General features: G+C 63.4%; 23 protein-coding genes and 1 riboswitch. Of the genes, 10 read left to right on the top strand and 13 right to left on the bottom strand.

The annotated features are described in order from the left end of the window. Complete coding sequence (locus ACPWMG_RS26175; RefSeq protein ID WP_483302394.1) at positions 1 to 987, top strand: AbrB family transcriptional regulator; 987 nt, start codon at positions 1 to 3, stop codon at positions 985 to 987. Positions 988 to 1,043: 56 nt separating this feature from the next. On the opposite strand, the gene ACPWMG_RS26170 is transcribed toward ACPWMG_RS26175, so the two are convergent. From ACPWMG_RS26170 to ACPWMG_RS26160, 3 genes are all read right to left on the bottom strand, one after another. Further along, a complete protein-coding gene (locus tag ACPWMG_RS26170; RefSeq protein WP_483302393.1) occupies positions 1,044 to 1,367 on the bottom strand; it encodes a BTH_I0359 family protein in 324 nt (107 codons plus the stop codon). Positions 1,368 to 1,570: 203 nt separating this feature from the next. Continuing rightward, positions 1,571 to 2,734, bottom strand: a complete 1,164-nt coding sequence (locus ACPWMG_RS26165; protein ID WP_483302392.1) for a DUF3108 domain-containing protein — start codon at positions 2,732 to 2,734, stop codon at positions 1,571 to 1,573. After that, positions 2,731 to 3,453: an IclR family transcriptional regulator gene (locus ACPWMG_RS26160; protein ID WP_483305348.1), complete on the bottom strand. Its 723-nt coding sequence runs from the start codon at positions 3,451 to 3,453 to the stop codon at positions 2,731 to 2,733. The genes ACPWMG_RS26165 and ACPWMG_RS26160 overlap by 4 nt, the downstream gene beginning before the upstream one ends. Positions 3,454 to 3,680: 227 nt before the next feature. On the opposite strand from ACPWMG_RS26160, the gene ACPWMG_RS26155 reads away from it, so the two are divergent. From ACPWMG_RS26155 to ACPWMG_RS26145, 3 genes are all read left to right on the top strand, one after another. Continuing rightward, positions 3,681 to 4,688, top strand: a complete 1,008-nt coding sequence (locus tag ACPWMG_RS26155) for a fumarylacetoacetate hydrolase family protein (RefSeq protein WP_483302391.1) — start codon at positions 3,681 to 3,683, stop codon at positions 4,686 to 4,688. Then, the gene (locus tag ACPWMG_RS26150) at positions 4,688 to 5,692 is read left to right on the top strand and encodes a TraB/GumN family protein (RefSeq protein ID WP_483302390.1); all 1,005 of its coding nucleotides are present in this window, start codon (positions 4,688 to 4,690) and stop codon (positions 5,690 to 5,692) included. Before ACPWMG_RS26155 ends, ACPWMG_RS26150 begins: the two co-directional genes overlap by 1 nt. Before the next feature lie 102 nt (positions 5,693 to 5,794). Then, on the top strand, positions 5,795 to 6,784 hold the full coding sequence (locus tag ACPWMG_RS26145; protein WP_483302389.1) for a Bug family tripartite tricarboxylate transporter substrate binding protein: 990 nt from the start codon (positions 5,795 to 5,797) through the stop codon (positions 6,782 to 6,784). Between the two features lie 78 nt (positions 6,785 to 6,862). On the opposite strand, the gene ACPWMG_RS26140 is transcribed toward ACPWMG_RS26145, so the two are convergent. Together ACPWMG_RS26140 and ACPWMG_RS26135 are read right to left on the bottom strand one after the other, a co-directional pair. Next, entirely contained in the window at positions 6,863 to 7,462 is a 600-nt protein-coding gene (locus tag ACPWMG_RS26140; RefSeq protein WP_483302388.1) for a MarC family protein, read from the bottom strand. A 22-nt stretch (positions 7,463 to 7,484) separates the two neighbouring features. Next, a complete protein-coding gene (locus ACPWMG_RS26135; protein ID WP_483302387.1) occupies positions 7,485 to 7,898 on the bottom strand; it encodes a VOC family protein in 414 nt (137 codons plus the stop codon). Between the two features lie 140 nt (positions 7,899 to 8,038). Between ACPWMG_RS26135 and ACPWMG_RS26130 the strand changes: the two genes are divergently transcribed. The 6 genes from ACPWMG_RS26130 to ACPWMG_RS26105 all read left to right on the top strand — a co-directional run bounded on the left by ACPWMG_RS26130 (position 8,039) and on the right by ACPWMG_RS26105 (position 13,838). Next, the gene (locus ACPWMG_RS26130; RefSeq protein WP_483302386.1) at positions 8,039 to 8,407 is read left to right on the top strand and encodes a DUF2946 domain-containing protein; all 369 of its coding nucleotides are present in this window, start codon (positions 8,039 to 8,041) and stop codon (positions 8,405 to 8,407) included. Positions 8,408 to 8,593: 186 nt separating this feature from the next. Continuing rightward, the gene (locus ACPWMG_RS26125) at positions 8,594 to 9,064 is read left to right on the top strand and encodes a YcnI family protein (RefSeq protein ID WP_483302385.1); all 471 of its coding nucleotides are present in this window, start codon (positions 8,594 to 8,596) and stop codon (positions 9,062 to 9,064) included. A 35-nt stretch (positions 9,065 to 9,099) separates the two neighbouring features. Then, positions 9,100 to 9,573, top strand: a complete 474-nt coding sequence (locus ACPWMG_RS26120; RefSeq protein WP_483302384.1) for a copper chaperone PCu(A)C — start codon at positions 9,100 to 9,102, stop codon at positions 9,571 to 9,573. Positions 9,574 to 9,721: 148 nt separating this feature from the next. Beyond that, entirely contained in the window at positions 9,722 to 10,657 is a 936-nt protein-coding gene (locus tag ACPWMG_RS26115; protein WP_483302383.1) for a PhaM family polyhydroxyalkanoate granule multifunctional regulatory protein, read from the top strand. Positions 10,658 to 10,728: 71 nt separating this feature from the next. Next, the gene (locus ACPWMG_RS26110; protein WP_483302382.1) at positions 10,729 to 11,985 is read left to right on the top strand and encodes an FIST signal transduction protein; all 1,257 of its coding nucleotides are present in this window, start codon (positions 10,729 to 10,731) and stop codon (positions 11,983 to 11,985) included. 239 nt (positions 11,986 to 12,224) lie between these two features. Further along, on the top strand, positions 12,225 to 13,838 hold the full coding sequence (locus ACPWMG_RS26105; protein ID WP_483302381.1) for a methyl-accepting chemotaxis protein: 1,614 nt from the start codon (positions 12,225 to 12,227) through the stop codon (positions 13,836 to 13,838). 17 nt (positions 13,839 to 13,855) lie between these two features. Here the strand turns inward: ACPWMG_RS26105 and ACPWMG_RS26100 are convergent, their stop codons facing one another. From ACPWMG_RS26100 to ACPWMG_RS26065, 8 genes are all read right to left on the bottom strand, one after another. Next, positions 13,856 to 15,166 (bottom strand): D-amino acid dehydrogenase, encoded by a 1,311-nt coding sequence (locus tag ACPWMG_RS26100; protein WP_483302380.1) that lies wholly within the window; start codon positions 15,164 to 15,166, stop codon positions 13,856 to 13,858. An 87-nt stretch (positions 15,167 to 15,253) separates the two neighbouring features. Continuing rightward, positions 15,254 to 15,375, bottom strand: a riboswitch (glycine riboswitch). A gap of 158 nt (positions 15,376 to 15,533) precedes the next feature. Beyond that, entirely contained in the window at positions 15,534 to 16,265 is a 732-nt protein-coding gene (locus tag ACPWMG_RS26095; RefSeq protein WP_483302379.1) for a helix-turn-helix domain-containing protein, read from the bottom strand. A 76-nt stretch (positions 16,266 to 16,341) separates the two neighbouring features. Continuing rightward, positions 16,342 to 16,737: a diacylglycerol kinase gene (locus ACPWMG_RS26090; protein WP_483302378.1), complete on the bottom strand. Its 396-nt coding sequence runs from the start codon at positions 16,735 to 16,737 to the stop codon at positions 16,342 to 16,344. Beyond that, on the bottom strand, positions 16,734 to 18,473 hold the full coding sequence (locus ACPWMG_RS26085) for a phosphoethanolamine transferase (protein WP_483302377.1): 1,740 nt from the start codon (positions 18,471 to 18,473) through the stop codon (positions 16,734 to 16,736). The genes ACPWMG_RS26090 and ACPWMG_RS26085 overlap by 4 nt, the downstream gene beginning before the upstream one ends. Continuing rightward, positions 18,470 to 19,222, bottom strand: a complete 753-nt coding sequence (locus ACPWMG_RS26080; protein ID WP_483302376.1) for a phosphatase PAP2 family protein — start codon at positions 19,220 to 19,222, stop codon at positions 18,470 to 18,472. The genes ACPWMG_RS26085 and ACPWMG_RS26080 overlap by 4 nt, the downstream gene beginning before the upstream one ends. 77 nt (positions 19,223 to 19,299) lie before the next feature. Further along, positions 19,300 to 20,643 carry a sensor histidine kinase gene (locus ACPWMG_RS26075; RefSeq protein WP_483302375.1) on the bottom strand — a complete coding sequence of 448 codons (1,344 nt, stop codon included), beginning with the start codon at positions 20,641 to 20,643 and terminating at the stop codon, positions 19,300 to 19,302. Further along, positions 20,640 to 21,371, bottom strand: a complete 732-nt coding sequence (locus ACPWMG_RS26070) for a response regulator transcription factor (protein WP_483302374.1) — start codon at positions 21,369 to 21,371, stop codon at positions 20,640 to 20,642. Before ACPWMG_RS26070 ends, ACPWMG_RS26075 begins: the two co-directional genes overlap by 4 nt. A 115-nt stretch (positions 21,372 to 21,486) precedes the next feature. Then, positions 21,487 to 23,247 carry a hypothetical protein gene (locus ACPWMG_RS26065; protein WP_483302373.1) on the bottom strand — a complete coding sequence of 587 codons (1,761 nt, stop codon included), beginning with the start codon at positions 23,245 to 23,247 and terminating at the stop codon, positions 21,487 to 21,489. Positions 23,248 to 23,321 lie beyond the last annotated feature (74 nt).

Raw genomic sequence — 23,321 nt, 5'->3', positions numbered from 1 at the left:
TTGCACACACCTTTGCCGTGGATGTTGGGGCCGCTGTTGGCCACGGCGGTCGCTTCGGTAATGGGGGCGCCCACGTTCAGCTGGGGCCCGTTGCGCAATGGTGGGCAGTGGATCATCGGCACAGCGCTGGGGCTTTACTTCACACCGCAAACCACGGCACTGGTGGCCAGCCTGTGGTGGGCGATTGCTTTGGGCATTGCCTGGGCGCTGGGCTTGGGTGCGTTGTTTGGCTGGTGGTTGCAGCGCGTGCGGGCGGCAGGTTTGCAGGCGCCGGCCGGGCCGCAGTTGCGCGCCACCAATTATTTTGCGGCGGCCATCGGAGCGGCGTCTGAAATGACTTTGCTGGCCGAGCGGGCTGGCGGGCGCACCGATCTTGTCGCGTCGGCGCACACGCTGCGGCTGTTGTTGGTCACGTTGTTGATTCCGCTGGCGCTGCAACTCAGCGGGCTGCAAGGTATCTCTATTACCCCACCGGGACCGCGCGCCGTGTCGTGGGGCGGCTTGGCGTTGATGGCGTTGGGCACCGGTGCTGGTGCCTGGTTGATGGAGCGCCTGGGGCGTGCCAACCCTTGGTTTTTGGGGCCGCTGTTGGTGTGCATGGGGCTGACGATGTTCGAGATTGAACTCTCGGCCATTCCCGGCTGGATGGTGAACGCCGCGCAGTTGGTCATTGGTATCAGCCTTGGCGTGCGGTTCACGGCGGGCTTCGTGCACACCGCGCCGCGCTGGCTCGGCGCGGTGGCCCTGGGCACCTTGATGATGATGCTGGTGTGTGGCCTGATGGGTTGGGCGATGGCCTGGGCCACCGGCTTGCACCCGGCGACGATGCTGCTGGCCACGTCGCCCGGCGGCATTGCCGAGATGTCGATCACCGCCAAGGTGCTGCAACTCGGTGCGCCAGTGGTCACGGCGTTTCAGGTCTGCCGCTTGATTGCGGTGCTGATTTTGGTGGAGCCGTTGTACCGCTGGGCAGTGGCACGGGCGTAAAAAAGGCGGGTGCCCTTTTGGGGCAACCCGCCGCTTGGCGATGTTGAATCAGTGCTTCAGTGCACAACCACCGGGTTCTGCGCCAGTTCGGCGTAACGCTCCAGGGTGTCTTCCACTTCTTCTTGCGAAGGGGTGTTGAGCTGCCAGGCAGAAATGTGCTGCTGGAACAGCTCGGCCCACGAACCATCGAGGTAAACCTCTTTGCCCGAGCGTTTGTCGACGATTTCAAAACCGTGGCGCTGCATGTAGGGTGCCGTGGCGCGTCCGGGGGCGATGGGGCGGCCGGTGCTCATGTGTTGAATATCGGCAACTTCGCCCTCAACGGCGTTAGGCTGCATATGCACAACTGCAAAAGTTTCCGAGTCATAGAGTGTGTTCATGGCGGCTCCTTTCAGATGTGGTGAAGGCCTGTTCAAGATACTCCCGCTAACGCGCGAATGGTCTGAACTGTGGTCAAAAAGCCGCGTTTATCGGCGATTTATGCGACTTTTATTACGCTAGGCGTGTTTGGGTCGCGCATGTTCACCACTTTGGTGCTGGTTGCCGAATTTCAAGATGCCACCGAACCGCTGTTTGTCATGGGTCAATTCGGCTCGATTTCCAGCATGCGCTGGTCTACAAAATCGCCGTTGGCCTGGGTGATCTTCAGCCGCACCGGCAGGTACTGCTGTGATGGCGAAAACCACACCTCTACCGTCTGGTCGAACTCTTTGCGTGGGTTGCGGCTGACCTTGATGGTGTCGATCTGCCCGTTGGTCAGTGACAGCGTTTCGGGCCCATTCACGGTAAACAGCCACACCTCGGCGTCGCGCGGGCCGATGATTTGCATCGAGACGGTGGTGGCCGGCGGGTAATTGCCGGGCGCGCCCGCAAACATGGCTGACAACTGCATCAGCAGGCTCATGCGGTCTTGTGCGCCGCTGAGCAGGGGCGCCTCTGGTGTATTGGCGCTGAAGACCACGCGGCCTTTGTCGCGTTCGAAATGCGCCGCCAGTTCTTTACGCCAGTTATCGGAAAAGCGCACTGGTGCCAAACCTTCAGGCGTGATGTCGCCCTCGCTCATCCAGGTGCGCGAGCCAATGAGAAAGGCGCTGACCGTGTTCTTCAACGTGTAGTGGCTGCCGTCGTGCTGCCACAGCACTTCGGAGCGCGCGCGATACGTGAGTTTCTTGGCCTCGCCAAACACGTCGTACTTGATGCGCAGCGAACCTGGAATGTTGAGGGGGCCTACGGGCGTATTGCGGTTTTTGGGTGGGTGTTGGGGCGGGGCTTCCAGCGCGGCGGTTTGCGCCGCCTCCGCAGCCGAGGCCGCAGCCTGAGCGGCCGAAGCAGCAGATTCGGGTGCGCTGGCGGCGGCAAGCGGGCCTGCGGCGGTTGGATCGGTCCCCGCACTGTTGGTAGCCGCCGGACTTGTGTCGGTTTCCGATGGAGGTGCTGGCGCAGGCTCATCGACCACCGGCGCTGGTTTCGGTGGTGTCGGGCGTGGCTTAGGTTTAGGCTTTGGCGGCGGTGGCTTCGGCGCCTCGGCCACCGGTGTGGGGGCTGGTGGCGCGGGAGGCGGCGGCAACGTCCGCGTGGTGAACGCGCGCGTGGCATTTGGCGCCAGTGCCAACGATGGCATCGGCAACGCACGCAAAAAAAACAGGTGCGCCAGCACCACCAAGGCCAGCAGCAACAGCAAAGGCCGCGTCGGCAGGCCAATCCAGCCGTAGCGCGAACCGGTGGTGGCGGGCGCTTCTTTGTTCAAGCCTTGTAGCCCAGGTCGAGTGAGAGTTGCTGCGCGGCCGCGCGCAGTGGCGCGTGGATGGCGCCGTCCCATTCCACGTCAAAGTCGGTGAGCGCACCCAGCGCCAACATGCCGAGCGCGATGTGGCCGTTGGCATCAAACACCGGCACACAAAAGCCGCCAATGCCCGGCAGCAAATCGCCCACCACGCGGCCTGCGCCGTGCGCCCGGACTTCGGTCAGCAGCGTTTGCAGCGCCGCCTGGTTGGTGGGCAGTTGCGTGCTGCGACCTAACTTTTGCGCGCGGGCCAGCTCATGGACCAGCAGCGGCGCAATCGCCTCCTGCGACACGTAGGCCGCAAAACAACGCCCGGTGGCAGACGACAGCAACGGCATCACATCGCCCAGCCGCAGGTTCACGGTGACCGACTCGGGCGATTCTTCCCAATGCACGATGGTCGGCCCGTGGTTGCCCCATACCGCGAGGGCGAGGGTGTGGCCAATGGTGGTGGTCAACTCGGTGATGCGTTCGCGCGCCATCGCCACTGCGTCGAGGCGGGACAGCGCCGCCAGGCCGAGGCGCAAGCTGGCTGGGCCCAGGTCGTAGCGGTTGTCGCGCGCGTCTTGCACCACCAGCCCCAGGCGCTGAAAACTCACCAGATAGCGGTGCGCCTTGGCTGCACTCATCTGCGCGGCGTTGGCCAGGTCGCGCAGCATCAGCGGACCGCGCGCCTGCGCCATCACATCCAGCAGCGCGAAGCCTACTTCTACCGACTGGATGCCTGCGCGGGCCTTCTCTTCAGGGCCGTCTACGTCTTCAATTTCCACTTGCACTAGAATTCCTGAAATTTCGTTTAGTAGAATAAATTTAACTATTCATAATTTTATGGATGACTGTGCGGCGTAACCTCACGCCACAATGGCCCCATCATCTGACCCCAGACAGAGACCGATCGGAGACTGACCCCATGAAACTCGCTACCTACAAAGACGGCTCGCGCGACGGCCAACTCGTTGTCGTTTCGCGCGACCTCAGCACAGCCCATTATGCGACTGGCATCGCCAGCAAACTGCAGCAGGTGTTGGACGATTGGGGCTTCATGAGCCCACAGTTGCAAGACCTGTACGACGCGCTGAACCAGGGCAAAGCGCGCCACGGTTTTCCGTTCGATCCCAAGCAATGCATGGCCCCGTTGCCGCGCGCCTACCAGTGGGCTGACGGCTCGGCCTACATCAACCACGTGGAGCTGGTGCGCCAGGCGCGCAACGCCGAAGTGCCTGCCACGTTCTACACCGACCCGCTGATGTACCAAGGCGGCAGCGACGACTTCATCGGCGCCATGGACCCCGTGGTGGTGCCCAGCGAGGCCATGGGCATCGACTTTGAAGCCGAGATCGCGGTGGTGACCGGCGACGTGGCCATGGGCGCGACACCTGAGCGCGCGCTCGACGCCATTCGCCTCGTGATGCTGGTGAACGACGTGAGCCTGCGCAATTTGATTCCTGCCGAGCTCGCCAAGGGCTTCGGCTTCTTCCAAAGCAAGCCCGCCACCGCCTTCAGCCCCGTGGCTGTGACGCTGGATGAACTGGGCGACGCCTGGCAGCAAGGCCGCGTGCATTTGCCTTTGCACAGCACCTGGAACGGCCGCAAGGTCGGCACCTGCGATGCGGGCCCCGAGATGACCTTTCACTTCGGCCAATTGGTGGCGCACATCTGCAAGACGCGCAATGTGCGTGCCGGCAGCATCGTCGGCTCGGGCACGGTGAGCAACAAGGGTGTGGAAGTCAAAGGCAAGATGCAATGGCCTAAAGGCTACAGCTGTATCGCCGAAAAACGCTGCATTGAAACCATCCAGGACGGCCAGCCGAGCACCGAGTTCATGAAGTTCGGTGACACCATCAAGATCGAGATGAAAGACAAAGACGGCCACAGCATTTTTGGCGCCATAGACCAGGAAGTGGTGGGCGCAGCCTGATGCACCTCTTGCGCAGGCTCAGCCTACGGCGCCTGCTGGCAGTGGCATGGTGTGTGTGCGCGGCACCGTTTGCACCAGCAGTGTTTGCGGCGGATGTGGCAAACCCGGCGTGCCCCACGGTGGCGCAGCCCATGGACGCCGCAGAGCTACAGGCCGGCATGCGCGATGCGCAAGACCGTGGCCTGTTGTGGCGTGTCGAAAAAAGCGGCCATGTGAGTTGGCTGTACGGCACCATTCACATCGCCGAACGTGATTGGGTCTTTCCCGGCCCTGTCGTCCAACGCGCCCTGACGGCCGCTGACCGCATTGCGCTAGAGCTGAACCTGCTGGACCCTGATATCGCCGCCCAACTTGGGGCTGCCATCAAAGCCGTGCCTGGCGCACCCGCGTTGCCCGCCGCGCTGGCGCAACGTCTGCAAGCCCAGGCGCAGGCCGCTTGTATGGGCGATACGCTGACCTCACTGCGGCCCGAGATGCAAGCCACGACGCTGGTGATGCTGGCGGGGCGCGCCGATGGTTTGGACGCGGCCTACGGCATTGACACCGTGCTCGCCGGTTTTGGCATCGGCCAGCACAAGCCGGTGCTGTCGCTGGAAACCCCGGCCGAGCAAATGGCGCTGCTGCTGTCTGACGACCCCGACGAGGTGGCCAAGGCGGTAGACGAAGCCCTGCAATCGCTGGAGAAAAAGAACGCCCGCCCCGTCATGCGGCGCCTGGCCAACGCCTGGGCCGCAGGGCGCATCGACGAGCTGGAGCATTACGCCGACTGGTGCGAATGTGCCGACACCCCGGAGGAGCGCCAAGCTTACGACCGCTTGGTGGTCAGCCGAAATCCCGTCATAGTGCGCCGTATGGTGGACCTCCACGAGGCGGGGCATTCGGTGTTTGCTGCGGTGGGCGCGCTGCACATGGTGGGCGCAAAAGGCCTGCCCGCGCTGCTGACCGCAGAGGGGTTCAGCGTGACGCGGGTGCCGTTCCAGCCTCTGCGCGCCGGGCCGCCTTGAAGTCAAACGTGTATTTTCAACCCCAAGGCAGCAACTGCTTCCCGCAAGCTTTAACGTCTGAGTCAACAAGCCAATTCAACAAGTAGATATAGGAGACAAAACATGCAAAGACGCACCCTCTTGAGCACCCTGGCCGCCACCGCCACAGGCTTTTCTGCTGGCATTGCCGCCCCATGGGCGCGCGCCCAGAGCGACTACCCCAACCAGCCCATCCGCTGGGTGGTGCCGTACCCCGCTGGTGGTGGCACCGACACCCTGGCCCGAGCCGTGGCCGATGCCATGCGCCAATCGCTAGGCCAGCCGCTTTTGGTGGACAACCGCCCCGGCGCTTCCACCAACATTGGTGCGCAAGTGGTGGCCACGGCCAAGCCTGACGGCTACACCATCATGTCGGCCGACAACGCTTTGCTGGCCTTCAACGAACACCTGTTCAACCGCCTGCCGTTCAACCCCGACAACAGCTTCACCTACATCGGCGGCATCAGCCGCTTTCCGCTGGCGCTGGTGGTCAACCCCGATTTCGACGTCAAGACGGTGAAGGACTTCATCGCCTACGCCAAAGCCAAGCCGGGCGATTTGAACTACGCCTCGCCCGGTAACGGCTCGCCGCACCACTTGGCCATGGAGATGTTCAAGGCGCGCACCGGCACCTTCATCACCCACATTCCCTACCGTGGCGCAGCGCCCGCCATGCAAGACCTTATGGGTGGGCAGGTGCGTTGCATGTTCCTCGATCTGGCGGCAGGTTTGCCCATCATCAAAAGCGGCAAGGTACGCGCACTGGCCATCGGCTCGGCCAAGCGGGTGCCGCAGTTGCCCAACGTGCCCACGCTGGCTGAAGCCGGGGTGACCAACTCCGAAGTGTTTGCCTTCCAAGGCCTGCTCGGCCCGGCTGCCATGCCCGCACCGTTGGTGGCCAAGCTCAATGGCGAGCTCAACAAAGCGCTGGCGAATGCGGAAGTGCAAAAGCGCATGACCGAATTCGGCATGGAGTCTCTCAGCGGCACGCCAGAGCAGTTCCACACCTTTGCGCGCAGCGAAGCCAAGCGTTGGGGCCCCATCATCCAGACCACGGGTGTGAAGCTCGACTGACGCTGCTGAGCGCTCTGCAAAAAGCCCCTGCCGGTGTTGCCGTGCAGGGGCTTTTTGTTTGGGGACATTCGACGAAGTTCAGTGCGGCATTTCGACCACCAGCATCTTCACGCCGCGGATCAGCATCTCCACCGACACGGCCACCAACACCAGCCCCATCAGCCGCTCAAACGCCGTAACCACACGTTCGCCCAGAACCCGCTGAATGCGCTCGGCCAGCAGCAGCACGACGGCGCACACGGCCATGGTCACGGTAAGCGCGGCCACCCATTCGAGGCGGCGCTCGGGCGCCTGGGCCACCAGCAGCAACACCGTGGCCAGCGCGGACGGGCCGGCCAGCATGGGAATGGCCAGCGGCACGATCAGCGGCTCAACAGTAAATTCGGCATCCGCCTGCTCGGGGTGCGGAAAGATCATGCGCAGCGCAATCAAGAACAGCACCACGCCGCCGCCAATTTGCAGCGACAGCTGGCTCAGGCCCATCACGCGCAAAAACGTGTCGCCCATGAACATGAAGGCGAGCAGCAGCATGAAGGCGATCAACACCTCACGCAGGATCACGCGCGCCCGGCGCTCTTGCGGCACATGGCGCAGCGCGTTAGCAAACACCGGAATGTTGCCCAGCGGATCAGTGATCAGCAGCAACAGAATAGTGGCCGAGGCGAAGGTGTAGCCCATGGTCAATCAGCTCGCCTTGAATTTACTTGGCGTACAGCGCTTCAAGCGAACGAAAGCCCTTGATCTCCAGCGGATTGCCGAAGGGGTCGCAGAAGAACATGGTCCACTGCTCCCCTGGCTCGCCTTCAAAGCGCACCTGTGGCTTGAGCACAAACTCGGTGCCGGCGGCTTCCAGGCGCTGGGCCATGGCTTGCCAATCGGGCAGCGCCAGCACCAGGCCGAAGTGCGGCATGGGCACCAGGTGGTCGCCCACGCGCCCGGTGCGGGTGGTGGCAAACGGCTCGCCCAGATGCAGCGAGATTTGGTGGTTAAAGAAGTCGAAGTCGACCCAGGTGTCGGTGCTGCGCCCTTCGGTGCAGCCCAGAACAGCGCCGTAAAACTGGCGCGCCACGTCGAGATCGCGGACGTGGAAAGCGAAGTGAAAGAGGCTTTGCATGGGGCGAGCTTAGTGCATTTCCTTATGCATTTCCTGATGCAATTCTTGTGGCCATCTCGTTGCCATTCACCCTGCCGATCCCCCCGTTTCAGATGGGCTCATGCCCAGCCCCGAATTCACCCGCTGGGCATAATGCGCGGATGTTCCAGTCGTCTTCCGCCCACCAGTTTGCCCGCCGCATGGCGCGCTGGGTGTGCTGTTGGTGGCTGCTGGCCGTGGGGGGGGCGATTGCCTCACCCATGGTGCGGCCGCAGGCGATGGAGCTGGTGTGCAGCAGCGCTGGCGTGGTCAAGTTGGTGCAGAAGTCAGATGATGCCGGCCCGCGCCTGACCCAGCACACGCTGGACTGCCCGCTGTGTATGGCACTCGGGGCGCCGCCGTCCGTGCACGCTGGCCAGGCGCCACTGCCCGCGCAACCGCTGCGCCATGTGTTGCGCAGCCCCACCACGGCGCCCATGGTCGCCAGTGCAGCCGCGCCACTGCCTGCGCGTGGCCCGCCGCAGGCCTGACGTTTCTTTTTCTCTTTGTGCTTGAGGTGCACTGGCGTTGTGCTGGTCGCCCAAGGCTTATCTGAACGTCAGACGCACTTGCGCGTCCACCCTCTTTTGACCATGAAAAACTCTCTGAATACTATTAAGTTCATAGCTTCTGTCGCAGTATCTATGGGCGTCAGCCAAGCTTTTGCTCATGTAAGTTTGGCCGAACCCGCTGCGCTGGCCAACGGCGGCTACAAGGCGGTTTTCAACGTGGGCCACGGCTGCGATGGTGCTGCCACCACCGCGCTGCGTGTGCAGTTGCCACCGGGCTTCAGCGGGGCACGGCCCATGCCCAAGGCGGGATGGACCGTTAACGTGCGCCGCGCGCCGCTGGCCCAGCCGTACACCAGCCATGGCAAAACGGTGACCGATGACGTGGCTGAAATCACCTGGACCGCCGCATCCCCCGCCAACGCCCTGCCCGATGCCTTCTTCGATGAGTTTGTGCTGCGCGGCAGCCTATCTGACAAAGCCGGACCCATGTGGTTCAAAATTCTGCAAACCTGCGACAAAGTGGCCGTGGACTGGGCGCAAGTGCCCACCACGGGCACGTCCACCAAAGGCCTGGAGCGCCCGGCGGTGCTGCTGGACGTGATTCCCTCTGAAGCCGTGGGCGGCCACCAACATTGACCCGCCCCACCATTGCATCCATTGAGCACAAAACCATGAACAAGACCTCCATCAAGTTTCTCGCCGCCACACTTGCCTTGGCCAGTGGCCCGCTGTTCGCCCAGGCCATCAAGGTGCAAGACGCCTGGGTGCGTACCACCGTGCAGGGCCAAAAGGGCACGGGCGGCTTTATGAAGATCACCGCCAAAGACGGCGCGCGCCTGGTCGCCATCAGCACCCCCGTGGCGGGTGTGGCCGAAGTGCACGAGATGAAGATGGAGGGCGACGTGATGCGCATGCGCGCCGTGCCCGTGCTCGACCTGCCGGCCGGCACCACCGTGGAGCTCAAACCCGGTGGCTATCACCTGATGCTGCAAGACCTGAAGACCGCTCTGCCCAAAGACACCACGGTGCCGATGACGCTGACGTTTGAAGATGCAAAGGGCGTGCGCAGCACGGTGGACTTGAAGGTGCCCGTGGCGGTGAACGCACCCGGCGGCGCAGCACCGGCGGCTGCGCACAAACACTGAACCAGCTTGTGGAGCGCGTTGTAGGTGTTAACACCTTTCAGGTGCTGCCGCGTCAAAGTCACTGTCATTGGAGTAAGCTGGCAACAGCACACGCGGCGGCACCTGCCGGCCGCTGTGGTGCAGGCCCGCAACCGATGATGGAGACACCATGAGCAGCACCCCAGGCTTTGATTTCAGCAAATTTGTGCCCGGCTTCGACTTCTTGCAAAACCTGGCCGAGCAGGCCACGCAGAAGTCGCCCAAGATGCCCAATCTAGGCCACTGGGTAGCGCCCACCATCAATGTGGAAGAGCTGGAAAAGCGCATCGAGGAATTGAAGGCGGTGCAGTTCTGGCTCGACCAAAACGCGGCCGCCCTCAAGGCCACCATCCAGGCCCTGGAAGTGCAGAAGATGACGCTGGCTACGCTGCGCGGCATGAACTTCAGCATGGGCGACCTGGCCGATGCCTTCAAGATCAAAACGCCTGTGGCCGAGCCACCGGCAGCGCCTGCGGAGCCTGCAGCGGCCCCGGCCTCGACGGCGACACCCAATCACCTCGCAAGCGCGTTCGAGCAAATGCAAAAGGCAGCGGCTGCGGCGAGCGCCAAGTTCACGGCGGCACCTGCGGCACAAGAGCCGCCAGCAGCCGTCGCGCCCGAACCTGCACCTGAACCTGCAAGCCCTCCTGCCTCTGCGCCCGCCGCCGACAGCCCCAAGCCCGCAGGCGTGGTCGACCCCCTGCAATGGTGGAACGCCTTGGCCACCCAATTCCAGCAAATTGCAGCCAGCGCCGTGAGCGAGCCCGCCATCAAGAAAGCAGTGGACGACACCAGCCACCTGGCGGCCAATTTGGCCAAAGAAGCCTTCAAGGGCGCCGAGGCGTTTACGCAAGGCGTGAAAGATGCAGCCAAGGCTGGCAGCGCTGTCGGTAAAGCGGGGACGGCTGCAAAACCACAAGCCCGACCTGGCGTGAAACCTGCTGCAAAATCTTCAGCGAAACCAGCCGCCAAGACCGGCGTTAAATCAGCCCAAAAAACCTCCGCCACCTCTGCCAAAAAAACCGCCACCAAGGCTGCGGCGCCCGCGAAAAAGCGAACGCGCTAGCCCGCTGAACCGTTCGCCTGGTCGTTGCGGCAGTCCTTGTTCATCCTCATCCGCCGCTCGAGGAGCCACACATGAAACTATTTCCCTACGGCCACGCCACCCACCCCGACTGGCGCATGGCCGCCGGCCTGGTGCTGGCGCAGTTGCGCGCCCACATGGCGCTGCCCGACTACGTGAGCGCCCCCACGCTGGGCTTGCTCTACATCACCGACGCGTACGCGGGCGCCGCGCAAGACATCCTGGACCACATCAGTGGCGAACTGCCCGAGGTGGTTGATTGGTCGGGCTGTGTGGGCGTAGGCGTGGCGGCGCAAAACGTCGAATACTTTGACGAGCCGGCCATCAGCGTCATGCTCTGCGGCCTGCCCACGAACCAGTACCGGGTGTTCTCTGGCGTGGCGCCGCTCGGCATTGCGTTTGAAGCGCACACTGCATTGGTGCATGCCGACGCCACCACGCCCGATGTGGTGGAGCTGATCTCCGAGATGGCCGCACGCACCGACACCGGCTACCTGTTTGGCGGCCTGGCCTCCAACCGCGCCCGTGCGGTGCAGTTTGCCGTGGGCGGCAACGGCAACATCAAAGGCCATGGCGCTGCCGGTGGCGTGTTTGTCGGCGGCTTGAGCGGCGTGGCTTTTGGCGAAGGCGTGAACCTGATTTCGCGCGTGACCCAAGGCGCGCATCCGGTGGGGCCGGTGCGTGTCGTCACCGAGGTGGACGGCAACGTATTGGTCAAGCTCGATGGCGAGCCCGCGCTGGATGTGCTGCTGCGCGACCTGAAGGTGTCGTTGGACGAGCCCCAGATTGCACTCGCGGCCGTGCGCGCCACACTGGTGGGTTTGAGCGGTGCCAGCACCGACACCGATGCCGTAGGCCGCACCGGCCACTTTGGCAGCGACGTGCTGGTGCGCCACATCATCGGTCTGGACCCCGGCCGCAAAGGCGTGGCGATTGCCGACCGCGCCACCGTGGGCATGCGCATGGCCTTCTGCCAACGCAACCGCGCGGCCGCCAAGGCCGACCTGGTGCGCATCTGCGCCGAGATCCGCGAAGAGCTGGAGCCCGAAGAACAAACCATGGAAGTGGCCAGCGCATTGGCCGCGCCTGAAGCCGAATCGGCCCCGCACCCGGCGCGGCGCATCGCGGGTGCCATCTACGTCAGTTGTGCCGGGCGCGGCGGCCCGCACTTTGGCGGCCCCAGTGCCGAGCTCCAGATCGTGCGCCGCGCCTTGGGCGATGTGCCGCTGGTGGGTTTCTTCGCCGGTGGCGAAATTGCGCGCCATCACCTCTACGGCTACACGGGCGTGCTCACCGTGTTCACTGACTGACTGTGTAACACCCCCAGTCTTCGCGCACTGCGTGTCGCTGCGCCTTCCCCCTTGCTGGGGGCGACACCGGTGGCCCGGCAAAGCCGGTTCCACGGTGTCTGAGACATGGCCGGCCGAATGGCGCGCGCACGGCGTTCGTCCGTCTGGCGCTAGTGGCGTTGCGTGGGGGCGTATGTTAAAAAGCGCAGACCTACCGCTCTGCGGCAGCAATCGAGTTCGCCTTTTTGCAAAGGAAATCTATGTTGTCCCAGATGCTGAGTTTGCGTGCCAAGCTGGTGCTGTTGGCTTTGTGCGGCGTGTTGGCTGCGCTTTTTGTGGGCGGCTTTTCACTCGTGAAGATGAGCCAGATCAGCGCGGCCGAACTGGAACTGGCCGAAGACGCCGTGCCCAGCCTGGTGTTGATCGCCGAGATCAACGACGAGGTGAACAACATCCGCGAGAAGCAACTCAACGCCACCATTGCGGGCGCTCCCGCTGAAGTGGACGCGGAAGAGAAAGAGATGAACGGCTACATCGCCAACGTCCCGAAGCTGTTCGCGCAATACGACAAGATGGTGGAAGGTGCCGAAGAGCGCGGGCTGTTCACCTCCATGACCAAAACCTATGACGACTATCTGGTGATGGTGCGCAAGACGTTGGTCGATGTGAAGACGGGCGACGCCAGCAAGCTGGCTGCGGCGCAGCAGACGGCCCGCGTCGAGGCCGGAAAGTCTTTTGACGTGCTGGGCGATGCCATCGACAAACTCACCGAGTTCAACCGCAAGTCGGTGGCCGAAGCGCACACCAACAGCCAGGGTGTTTACCGCAGCGCCTGGATGGTGGTGCTGTGGATTTGCGCGCTGGCGGCTTTGGCCGTGGCCGTGTTGGCACTGTGGATCATCCGCGCAATTGTGCGCCCCGTGCGAGAAGCGGTGGCCACGGCCAGCAGCGTGGCCAAGGGCGATTTGACGACACACATCCAGATTCGCGGCACCGACGAGTTGGCCCAATTGCAAATGGCGCTGAAGGAGATGCAGGCCGCGCTGTCGGGCATTGTGAGCGAGGTGCGCCGTGGCTCTGAAGGCGTGTCGGCCGCCAGCCATGAAATTGCGCAGGGCAACCAGGACTTGTCGAGCCGCACCGAAAGTCAAGTCAGCGCGTTGGAAGAAACCGCCGCCTCGATGGAGGAGCTGAACGCCACCGTGCGCCAAAACGCCGACAACGCCAAGCAGGCGAACCAGTTGGCGATGAGTGCCTCCACCGTGGCCGTGCAAGGGGGCGAAGTGGTCAGCCAAGTGGTGGAGACCATGAAGGGCATCAACGACAGTTCCAAGAAGATTGCCGACATCATCAGCGTGATTGATGGCATCGCTTTCCAAACCAACATCCTGGCGCTGAATGCGGCCGTGGAGGCCGCGCGTGCGGGCGAACAAGGCCGTGGTTTTGCGGTGGTGGCCAGCGAGGTGCGCAGCCTGGCAAGTCGCTCGGCCGAGGCGGCCAAGGAAATCAAGAACCTTATCCACACCAGTGTGGCGCGGGTGGCCGAAGGCACGACGTTGGTCGACAAGGCTGGCGTCACCATGACCGATGTGGTCAGCTCCATCCGACGCGTGACGGACATCATGGGGGAGATCAGCGCAGCCAGCAACGAGCAGTCGCTGGGGGTGGCGCAGGTGGGTGAAGCAGTCACGCAAATGGACCACACCACGCAGCAGAACGCCGCGCTGGTGGAGCAGATGGCGGCCGCAGCCACCAGCCTGCGACTGCAGTCTCAGGACCTGGTGGCTTCGGTGGCCGTGTTCAAGCTGAATGGTGCCGATGCAAGCGCTCTATCGCTCGGACATGCGACCCCGCAACGTTTGGGTGCGGCTTAACCTGCTGCGGCTTCGTCCTAGCGCGTGGCAATGCCCACCGCACCAGGGGCGCGGTCCTTGTCCATGCCGGTGAACGCAAAGTCCACCTCTGGCACCAGGCCGCTGATGATGCGCGCCACCGATTTACCCGAACCGCAGGCGTGTGTCCAGCCCAGCGTGCCGTGGCCGGTGTTCAAGAACAGGTTCGGCACTTTGGTCTTGCCGATCATGGGCACGTTGCTCGGTGTGGCCGGGCGCAGGCCGGTCCAGAACTGGGCTTGGCTGGCGTCGCCCGCGCCGGGGAAGAGCTGCTCCACACGTTTCACAATGGCTTCACAGCGCACGGTGTTGAGGTCGCGGTTGTAGCCGTTGAATTCGGCCGTGCCCGCGATGCGCATGACATCTCGTTCGGCCGAGGTGTAGCGTGAGAACACGAGCTTGAATTCGTCGTCCGTCAAACTCACCTCGTGGGCCATGGCAGCGTTTTTGACCGGCATGGTGACCGAGTAGCCCTTGGCCGGATAGATGGGCAAATGAATGCCTAGCGGAGCGGCGATCAGCGGGCTCAGGCTGCCCATGGCCAGCACGACGGCCTCACCTTGGATGCGCTCGAACCGGCCTTCGCGATTCGTCGCTTCCACGTGGTCGATGCGCCCGCCTACGGTGGGCAATGCGGTCACGGTGTGGCCCATCAAGAACTTCACGCCGTTGGCGGCGCAGCGTTGAGCGAGTGCGCGGGTGAACTGGTTGGCGTCGCCCGATTCGTCTTCACGCGTGTAGGTGGCGCCGGCCAGTTGCGGGCGGATGTGGCGCAGTGCGGGCTCCAGGCGTACGGCTTCATCGGCGCTGACCACTTGCCGGTCGCAGCCCAGGGCGCGCATTTGCTCCGCAGGCGCCAAGGCGGCATCGAACTCTTTGGCCGAGGTGTAGAAATGCAGAATGCCCTGGGTGCGTTCGTCATAGGCCAGGCCAATGTCGCGGCGCAAGATCTGCAGCACGGTGCGGCTGTAGCTGCCCAAGCGCACGATCTGCTCGATGTTGTGACGGGTGCGCGCGGGTGTGCATTCCCGCAAAAATTGCAGGCCCCACAGCCATTGCCGCATGTCGGCCCGCAGGCGAAACAGCAGGGGCGCATCTTCGCGGCCCAGCCATTGCAGCAGCTTCAGCGGCGCACCGGGGTTGGCCCAAGGCTCGGCGTGGCTCACCGAGATTTGCCCGCCATTGGCGAAGCTGGTTTCGGCCCCGGGTGTGGCCTGGCGGTCGAGCACGGTCACTTCGTGGCCGAGTTGGTTGAGGAAATAAGCCGAGGTGACGCCGAGCAAGCCGGCGCCGAGAACAGTCACGCGCATGGTGAGAACCTTTTAGCGGTTGTGCGCTTAAGGGACGTGCGTGAGCAGCTATCAGGAACATAGCAACCCAGGCTGACGCCTTAAGTTGCCGCTCCCCCTGTCCTTGGTACCTGAGAGATTCACCACCGGCACGCGCCAGCGGTTTGCTCCTTCGGTGCACCACGGCGCGAGAAAAAATCTCAGCGTGGTGTCTCTTCAGACGGCTTTTTCAATGAGTGCAGTACGGGACCTGAGCGTTCATGGGAGTTTGCGCCTTCGGTGGAACAGCGTGGTGCTGTTCACTCTCCTGCGGGGGCGATTGTAGGCACGGGTGTGCAGGCTTGTGAAGCTGTTTTTGAAAGCGGGGGCCAGTGCGGGAGAGGGGGGCTTAACGCCGCAATGCGGCAAACGCGGCGAACTCCCAGCGGCGCATGCCCAACACCAGGGTGTAGCCCTCGCGTTCGGTTTGCGGCAATTTTTGGTCGGCCAGGTGCTGCTGGGCGAAGTCCTGGGCCACGCGTTGCAGGCGTTCCATGAAGGCCGGGGCCAAGCCCCGGCTGACTTCGCCGTGCACCAGCAGCAGGCCTTCGCCGGGGCCATCAAAACCACCGGCGTAGTAGTCGAGCACCACCTCGTCGCGAAAGAATTCCATCACCGGCCCGTGCGGGCGCCAGCGGAAGGTTTTGGCCAGCTTGAGGCGGTAGCGGTTGAGCGGACGCAGTTCGATGATGCCGATGCGGTCGAGCTGCGCCAGGCAGCCAATAGCCTCGGCCTGGGTGATGCGGTAGGCGGTGGTGATCTGCTCCAGCGTCCATTGGCTCAGCACACAGATGGCCACCAGCAAGAGCTTCTTGTTGGCCACCACCGCGCGCTCTTGCGCCTGGGTCAGTTCAGCCAGCAGCGGCTGGTTGTCGGCCACCTTGCGGGCCAGGTCGGCAAAGTCCAACTTCAGCGCGCGGCAAATGGCGTCGATGCGCGACAGCGGCATGTCGCCCTTGGCCAACATGCGTTTCACGCTCGACTCCGCCATGCCCAAAGCACGCGCCAAGTCGGCGTAAGTCATTTGCGCGTGTTTGAGTTCTTTCTTCAGGGTGACGACGAGGTCGGCTGTGGTGCTCATGCGGTATTTTCAAAGTCAATTTTGACCCCGACGATACCTGCGCTTCAGCGCCCGTCAATCCTGATCTAACGAAGCCTTAAACCACGCGCGTCCACAGCGCAGAGCCCCACACCAAGGCACACAGCAGCAGCGCGATCAACACGGCGGCGCTGCCCATGTCTTTGGCGCGTTTGGAGAGCGGGTGGTGTGCCAGGGAGATGCGGTCGATGGCGGCCTCAATCGCCGAGTTCAGCAACTCGACGATCAGCACCAAGGCCACGGATCCAACGAGCAACACCATCTCGACCCAACTGCGTGCCAACCAGAGCGCCGCTGGCACCAGCACTACGGCGAGCACCGCCTCTTGTCGGAAGGCGCTTTCGCCTTTGAATGCGGCCGTCAAGCCATCGCGCGAGTAGCCAAAGGCATGGATGATGCGGCTGAGGCCGGTGCGGCCTTTGTGAGGGTTGTGAAGGTCGTTGTGTTCGGTCATGCGGGTTCTTTGGCTTCGCGACATTTGCTGATGAGGTCGCGATCCGCAATGTAGCTCGAAGTCGTCACGCCTGTCAGGCCCATGATGGAATGGTAGAGGTTGTCATGGCTTGCTGGCTGCTTGGCGCGTTCGCGCAGGCAGGTGGCATCCAGGCCGCTCCAGCCGCTGGCACCGGTGCCGCCAAACCACCAGACCATGGGCACGGTGTATTGCTCTTTCGGGGCAATGGCCAATGGCATGCCGTGCAGGTACAAGCCTTTTTCGCCCAAGGATTCACCGTGGTCAGAGGCGTAGACCAGGCCGACGTCAAACTTGTTCTGCTGCTTTTGCAGTACCGCGATGGTGGCGGCGAGCAGGTGGTCGGTGTAGAGGATGGCGTTGTCATACGCGTTGGTGATCTCTTCGCGGCTGCAGTCGCGCAGTTCGAGCTTGGTGCACTCGGGTTTGAAGCGCGCGAACTCGGCAGGGTAACGTTTCGAGTAGGCCGGGCCGTGGTTGCCCAACTGGTGCAGTACCACCACGGTGTCGCGCGGGGCGGCGCTGGTCTCGGCGTTGGTGTTGGCGGTGAGGTCTTTGTCGATCACCTGTTGCAAGCCTTGCACCAGCGCGCCGTCAAAACAGCGGCCTTCAGGGCACAACACAGGGTCGGTGCCGGCGGTCACATCACGAAACTCAACGCCAGTGCACACACCCTTGCAGCCGCTTTGGTTGTCCAGCCACACGACCCGCATGCCAGAGCGCGCCAGCAACTGGATCAGCGACTCGCTGCCGCGAATGCGTGATTCATCGTAGTTGGCCCGCCCGTAAGACGAGAACATGCAGGGCAAGGACACCTCTGTCGACGTGCCGCAAGATGTGGTCTGTGGGAAGTTGATGATCGGCAGCTTGGACAGCTCGGGGTTGGTGTCGCGGTCGTAGCCGTTCATCGAGAAGTTCATCGACCGGGCTGTCTCGCCCACCATCACCACCAGCAAGCGCGGCTTGCGGCCGGGTGCCGTGGCAACGCTGTTCATCTGGATGGGGAGCAGGGGCTCAACGACGCGGGTGGCGTCTTGCAGGTCGGTGGTCACCGCGCGGGCCGTGGAGTACAGCACGTTGCCGGGCGTGATGGTGTAGCGCACTTCTTTCTGGTTGCGCATGGTGGACGAGAAGTCCTGAAAGCCCAACAGCAGGGCCGCCACAGTGACCAGCAGCACGCCAACCACGGTGAGTGCGCGCACGGTCAAGGTCTTGCGCCAGGAGATCTTGCGCAGCGGAATGCGCCACAGCAGCGCCGAGACCGCAAGAGCGATGGCAATGTTGACAAACAGCGATGTTGTCATCAGCTCTGAGGCCTCGTGGGTGTCGGTCTTCAGTGCGTTGCGCAGCATGGACGGGTCGAGCACCACGCCGTATTGCCGCATCATGTGTTGTGCCACCAGGCTGCAGATGATCAGCAAGGCCAGCAGTGGCCGCACCGTGGCACGCGCGGAAAGCAGCAGTACTGGTACCGCGTGCAGTCCCAGCAGGATCACTGCGCTGGTGATGACGAAGCGCCAGGTGGTGACGTCACCGAAACTACGGCCCGCCAGAGTGGCACCCCAGAAAGGCAGGTTGGCCAGGGCGACCAGTAGTGCGACGACCACCAGCACCAGCGCCTCTATCGACCAGTTGGCCTTGTCTGTGGGCGGCGTCTGCACGCTGGGGGCATTCACCGAACGCTGAGGGCGGCGGTGTTTCAAAACGAGATCGATCATGGAGCGCTCCGGGTGGCGCCAGTGGGCGCATGCACTGAAGGGGTTTGCTGCCGTGACAACAGCATAGGACTAAAGACGAGTGCGGCCAACCAGAAGTCGATGGCCGCGGCCCAGAGGTTGTGGCTCATGAAGTGAGCGCCTTGGCCTAATCGCAGGAAGCTGAATGCGGCGCCTACCCCAAGCCCGAGCCACAGCCCGAGGCGACGTAGCTTGGGTTGTTGCAGCACCTGCCCGGCGAAAGCAATGGCGATGAGCGAGAAGCCGCCTGCCGCGTGGCCGCCCGGGAAGCAGCGACCTGCCTCCAACCTTGAAACAAACCACTGCGCGCTGTAGTCTGCCGTGCCGCCGTATTCCTTCAGGCTCCAAGGGCAGGCGTGGGTGTTGATGTCCTTGAGCAACGTGACCACCACGGGGCCGAGCGCCATGGCCAGTACAGTGGTCCACAGCAAACGGCGGTGCGCCTTGAGTGGTGGAAGCCAGGGCGCTGCGAGCGCGGCGGCGATGAGCAAAATCCAGGCAGCCGTTACCAGTGACTTGCCGAGCCTGTGGCCAAAAAGCTCTGCCGAGCCGTTGGTGCCGATCAGAAACTGTTGGGTCTGCGGGTCATAGAAGTAGGCGCTGAGGCTGTCGTCAAGCCCCGAGTGGCGCAGGAACACGGCGAGTGCTGCAAAGCACAACGGCAGCAGCAGCCCAACTTGTAGAAAAAAGGCCCGGTGTTGCGACCACGGGCCCTGGCGAATGGGTGACATAAGGAGACTTCAAAAGCGAAGTCTCAAGCGTAAAAAAGGGGCCGTGAGGGCCCCGTCGAAAACGCGTCAAAGTTTCGTCAAACTGCCGCCGATTCCTGGAAGGAAAGCAAAAATTGCGTGCCTTTGGGGTGGGCGTTGCCCACGGTCAGACGCCAGCCATTGGCTTCGGCGACTTGGCGTGCGATGGCCAGACCGAGTCCGCGTTCGTACTCGTTGGTGTTGTCGGTGCGCTGTTGTCCTGGTGTATCGGCGAGGCGGCCACGGTAGTAGCGCTCGAACACAAACGGCATGTCCTGGGCCGGAATGCCGGGGCCATCATCGGCCACCAGCAGTTGCTGGTCGACATACCGCACCAGCAGCGTGGCGGGAGCCGCATGCTCGGCGGCATTGCGGAACAGGTTGCGCAAGATGGCCATCAAAGCCTGTCGGTCCACCATGGCGCAGGCCTGTTCGTCCACTTCGTTTGCGAGCGTCAGTCCGCGCTGATGGGGCAATTCGCCCAGGCTGGCCCAGGCATCTTCTACACAGCCGGGCAGCGGCACGTACTCGACGGGTGTGCTGCGTCCCGTCCTGAGCGAGTGCATGGATGCCAGTGCCCCGGCGATGGCATCCACTGTGGCCAGGGAGCGCTGCAGGCGCAGGCTCATCGCAGTTTCGCCGCTGGCCGGAGTGGCCGCTTTGTGATCGCGCTCGTCCAGCAGCTGCAGCATTTCGAGGTCGGTGCGCAGTGCAGCCAGTGGCGTGCGGATCTCGTGGTGGATGTCGGCAAAGCGCTCTCTCTCTCTCGCCAAACCGTGCTCCCAACGTACCTGCACGCGTTCAAATGCATCGAGCACACGGCGCTCTTCATCCAGGGCGAAGGTGGCTCCGGGCTCCGAGGCCGGTGCCCAGTGGTCCAGCAGCCGTGCGACTTTCTCGAGTGGTGCGATCAGCAGACCGGCCACGTAGTGCGCAATCCATGTGGCCAAGGCCATGATGATGACGGCCAACGTGAACACATGGACCGTGAAGTCGTGTACTTTGTCTTCGTTGCGATCGGCGTTGTAGCGCACGAAGAGTCGGCCGCCTGCGACGGGCATCGCCATGATGTGGAACTCACCACCGTTAGCACTGTCCAGGTGGGGGCCGTCAGGCATCTGTGCGATGGCTTTGGGCGGCGGAGCCGGAATGGCTTTGCCGTCGGGGCCCACCCACCAGGCTTCGTAGTCATCGGGTAGCAGGGTGTGGATGTCGTCGCCCAGAATGTCGGTGCCGTTTTGCGCAATGCGCATGGCCAGGCGCCGGGTTTCGGCCAGCACCAGGTCGTCCACCAAGTCATCTTCCTGGTCGTGCATCGAGATCACGGCCAGACCGCCTTGGATGACGGTGAACAGCGCCACCAGGGCGACCATGGCGACCATCACGCGCCGGCGCAGGGTCATGGTGTGTCCTCCAACAGCAGCCGCCAGCCCAGGCCGTGGCGTGTTTCCACGCCGTCAAACCCGGCTTGGCTGAGCGCGCGCCTGAGCAAGTGGATCTGGCTGCGCAAGGCGTCGCTGTCTGGCGTGCCCGTGGGCCAGAGTTGGGCTTCCATCTCGGCACGCGAAACCACGCGGCCGGGGTCGCGCATCAAGATTTCCAGGATCTGCAGGCCGCGCGGTGACACATGCACCGGCTGGTCGGACACAAACACTTGCTGCGCACGGCGGTCGAGCTTGAGCCGACCAGCACTCAGCGAACCTTGCACCACAGCGCCCACGTTGCGCCGGTGCAGAGCGCGCACACGCAAGGCCAGTTCGGCCAGCGAAAACGGTTTGACCAAGTAGTCGTCGGCACCCGCGTCAAAGCAGGCCTGCTTGCTGGAGATAGCGTCGCGTGCTGTCAGAATCAGAATGGGCAGGGTCAGCCCCAGTTGGTGGCGCACTTGCTGCAACACCTGCAGGCCGTCCATGCGGGGTAGCCCGAGGTCCAGCACCACAACATCAAAAGTCTGCTGCCCCAGTTGCACCAGCGCGGCCTTGCCGTCATAGGCGATGTCAACGCTGAGGCCTTGCGCTTCCAGGTACTCGACCACGTTCAATGCGATGGTCTGCTCGTCTTCCACCACGAGGACGTGGCAATGCAGATCGGAGCGTGAAGCGGGGGGCGCAGAGGGTTGGTTTGAGGGCATGGACGAGAGTCTAGCGACAAGCGCAGGTTCGTACCGTGACATCCGCAGGCGTCCAAAAGCACAACGCCCGGCGCACCAAGGATGGCCGGGCGTTGGTCAGGGAAAAGCGCTGCGCTTATTGGTCAATGCTGATCTGGAAGGCGCTTTGGCTCGGCACAGATTGCACCGACATGCCAGCACCGCGCAGGTTCAAGCTGGTGCGCTCGCGCACCGTCTGGGCGAGCCCGCCCACGCTGGTGGGGGTGGCGGCTGCACGGTAGTTGAAGCCGGCGCGTGGGTTGTTCAGCACGACGACTTGTTCGAAGGTGTCGGTGCTGCCTGCAGTCACCAGCACTTTGCGGGTGACGCTGCTGGTGGCAGCGTCTACAGCAGTGACGGTGTAGCCGGTGTCGTTGGCCATGGCGGCGGCCACCAGCGTATTGCTGCTGCGCACCGACCAGTTGCCCACGCCCACTGAGTTGACGGCGGGCAGGCTTAGGGTGCGCTTCTGGGTCCAGGTGGAGATGCTACCGTCGCCAGCCACTTCCACCAACATCAGATCGCCGTTGCCTGCGCGGTAGGCGAAGGCGCGGTCGGTCCATGTGTCGTTACCGTCTTTGCCGGTGAGGGTCAGGCCACCATCGCTGTGGGCGCTGAAGTTGATGGTGGCGGTTTCGGCGGTGCAAGTGGCCGAGCTGTTGGCGCCATTGCAGTGGTTGATGTCGCTGAGGGCACCGCTGCTGTTCACGCTGGCTGTAAAGATGTCGGTGGCGTAGGCGGTGCCGGCGTCGTTGAGCTCAAAGCCCAGGGCGTTCCAGGTGCCAGCCAGTTCAGCCACGGTGATCGTTTGTTTGGGGATGGCGAAGGCCAGGCTATACACGCCGTTTTTCAGCACACGAGCCATCAACACGCCAGCCTGGGAGACGACCACGTCACTCACCCCATCGGCTGCCAGGTAGCGGCAGTTGGCGCCGTTGGCGCTGAGCACGCTGGAGTTGCCCACCAGGTTGGTGATGGTCTTGGTGGCCGCATCGAAGCTGCCACTGGTGAATTGGTTGGACAGGCTCAAGCCGATCGAGGGCGTGAAAATCCAGTAGTCGCCGCTACGCAAGGCAGAGCAATTGCTATCGGCGGCCTTCAGCAGCAGCGAGGCCGGCAGGCTGGCGGTGCTGTTGCTGGCGTTGACCGTGGGGCTGGCGGCTGGCGAAGCAGCTGCAACCGTGGTGGTCAGCGTGGCCAGCGTAGTGCCGCTGGCGGTGAGTTGGGCTTTCAGGGCGTCCAACACCACGTCGTAGGCGTTACCACTGCTGGTGGACGTGGCCGGTACCAGGGCGCCGGTCAACAGGTTGGTCAACGCAGTGACGTTCAATCCGGCGTTGCTGAGCGTGGTCAATACGGCGGTTTGCGCGGTGCTGATGTTGGCCGCCGTGACGGTGCTGGCGGTGCTGCTGAAGTTGGTGAAGAACGCGGCTGGGTCGGTGCCTGCCAGGCTGGCCACGAGCAACTGCGTCAGCGGCGTGATGTTCGCCACTTGTGCCGTGCTGGCGGTGGTGGCGGGCGTGGTGATGGAGTAGAGCGTGGTGGCCCCGTCGCTGCTCACGGCCTTCAGGGCGCAGGGCAGTGTGATGTCGGTCAGGTCTTTGGTGTAGCTGCCGTAGGCTGCTGTGGTGGCCGTGCCGGAGCCGCTGGCGCAACTGATGCTGACGGTGGCGCCTGCCATGGCGGCACCTGTGGCGGCGGTGCCGCTGAAGGTTGTGGTCACGGTGGTGACGGGTGGGGTGGTAACCGGGGGCGTGACAGGTGTTGCGAGTGTGGAGGAGCCACCGCCGCCACAGGCGCTCAAGCCCAGAAGCGTTGCGGTAGCGAGGGCCAAGCCAAGAGGCGTTCTTTGCATCATCGAGAAACTTTCTTTGGGAGACGTTGTTTGAGTCGTTTCACAGCGCATTCCCCCGAGCGGGGTCTATGGCAGAC

The sequence above is a fragment of the Hydrophilobacter chitinilyticus genome (assembly GCF_049860745.1).
GTDB lineage: Bacteria > Pseudomonadota > Gammaproteobacteria > Burkholderiales > Burkholderiaceae_C > Rhodoferax_B.
Note: the sequence above shows the minus strand (reverse complement) of the source record. Positions and strands in the feature narration are given on the sequence as shown.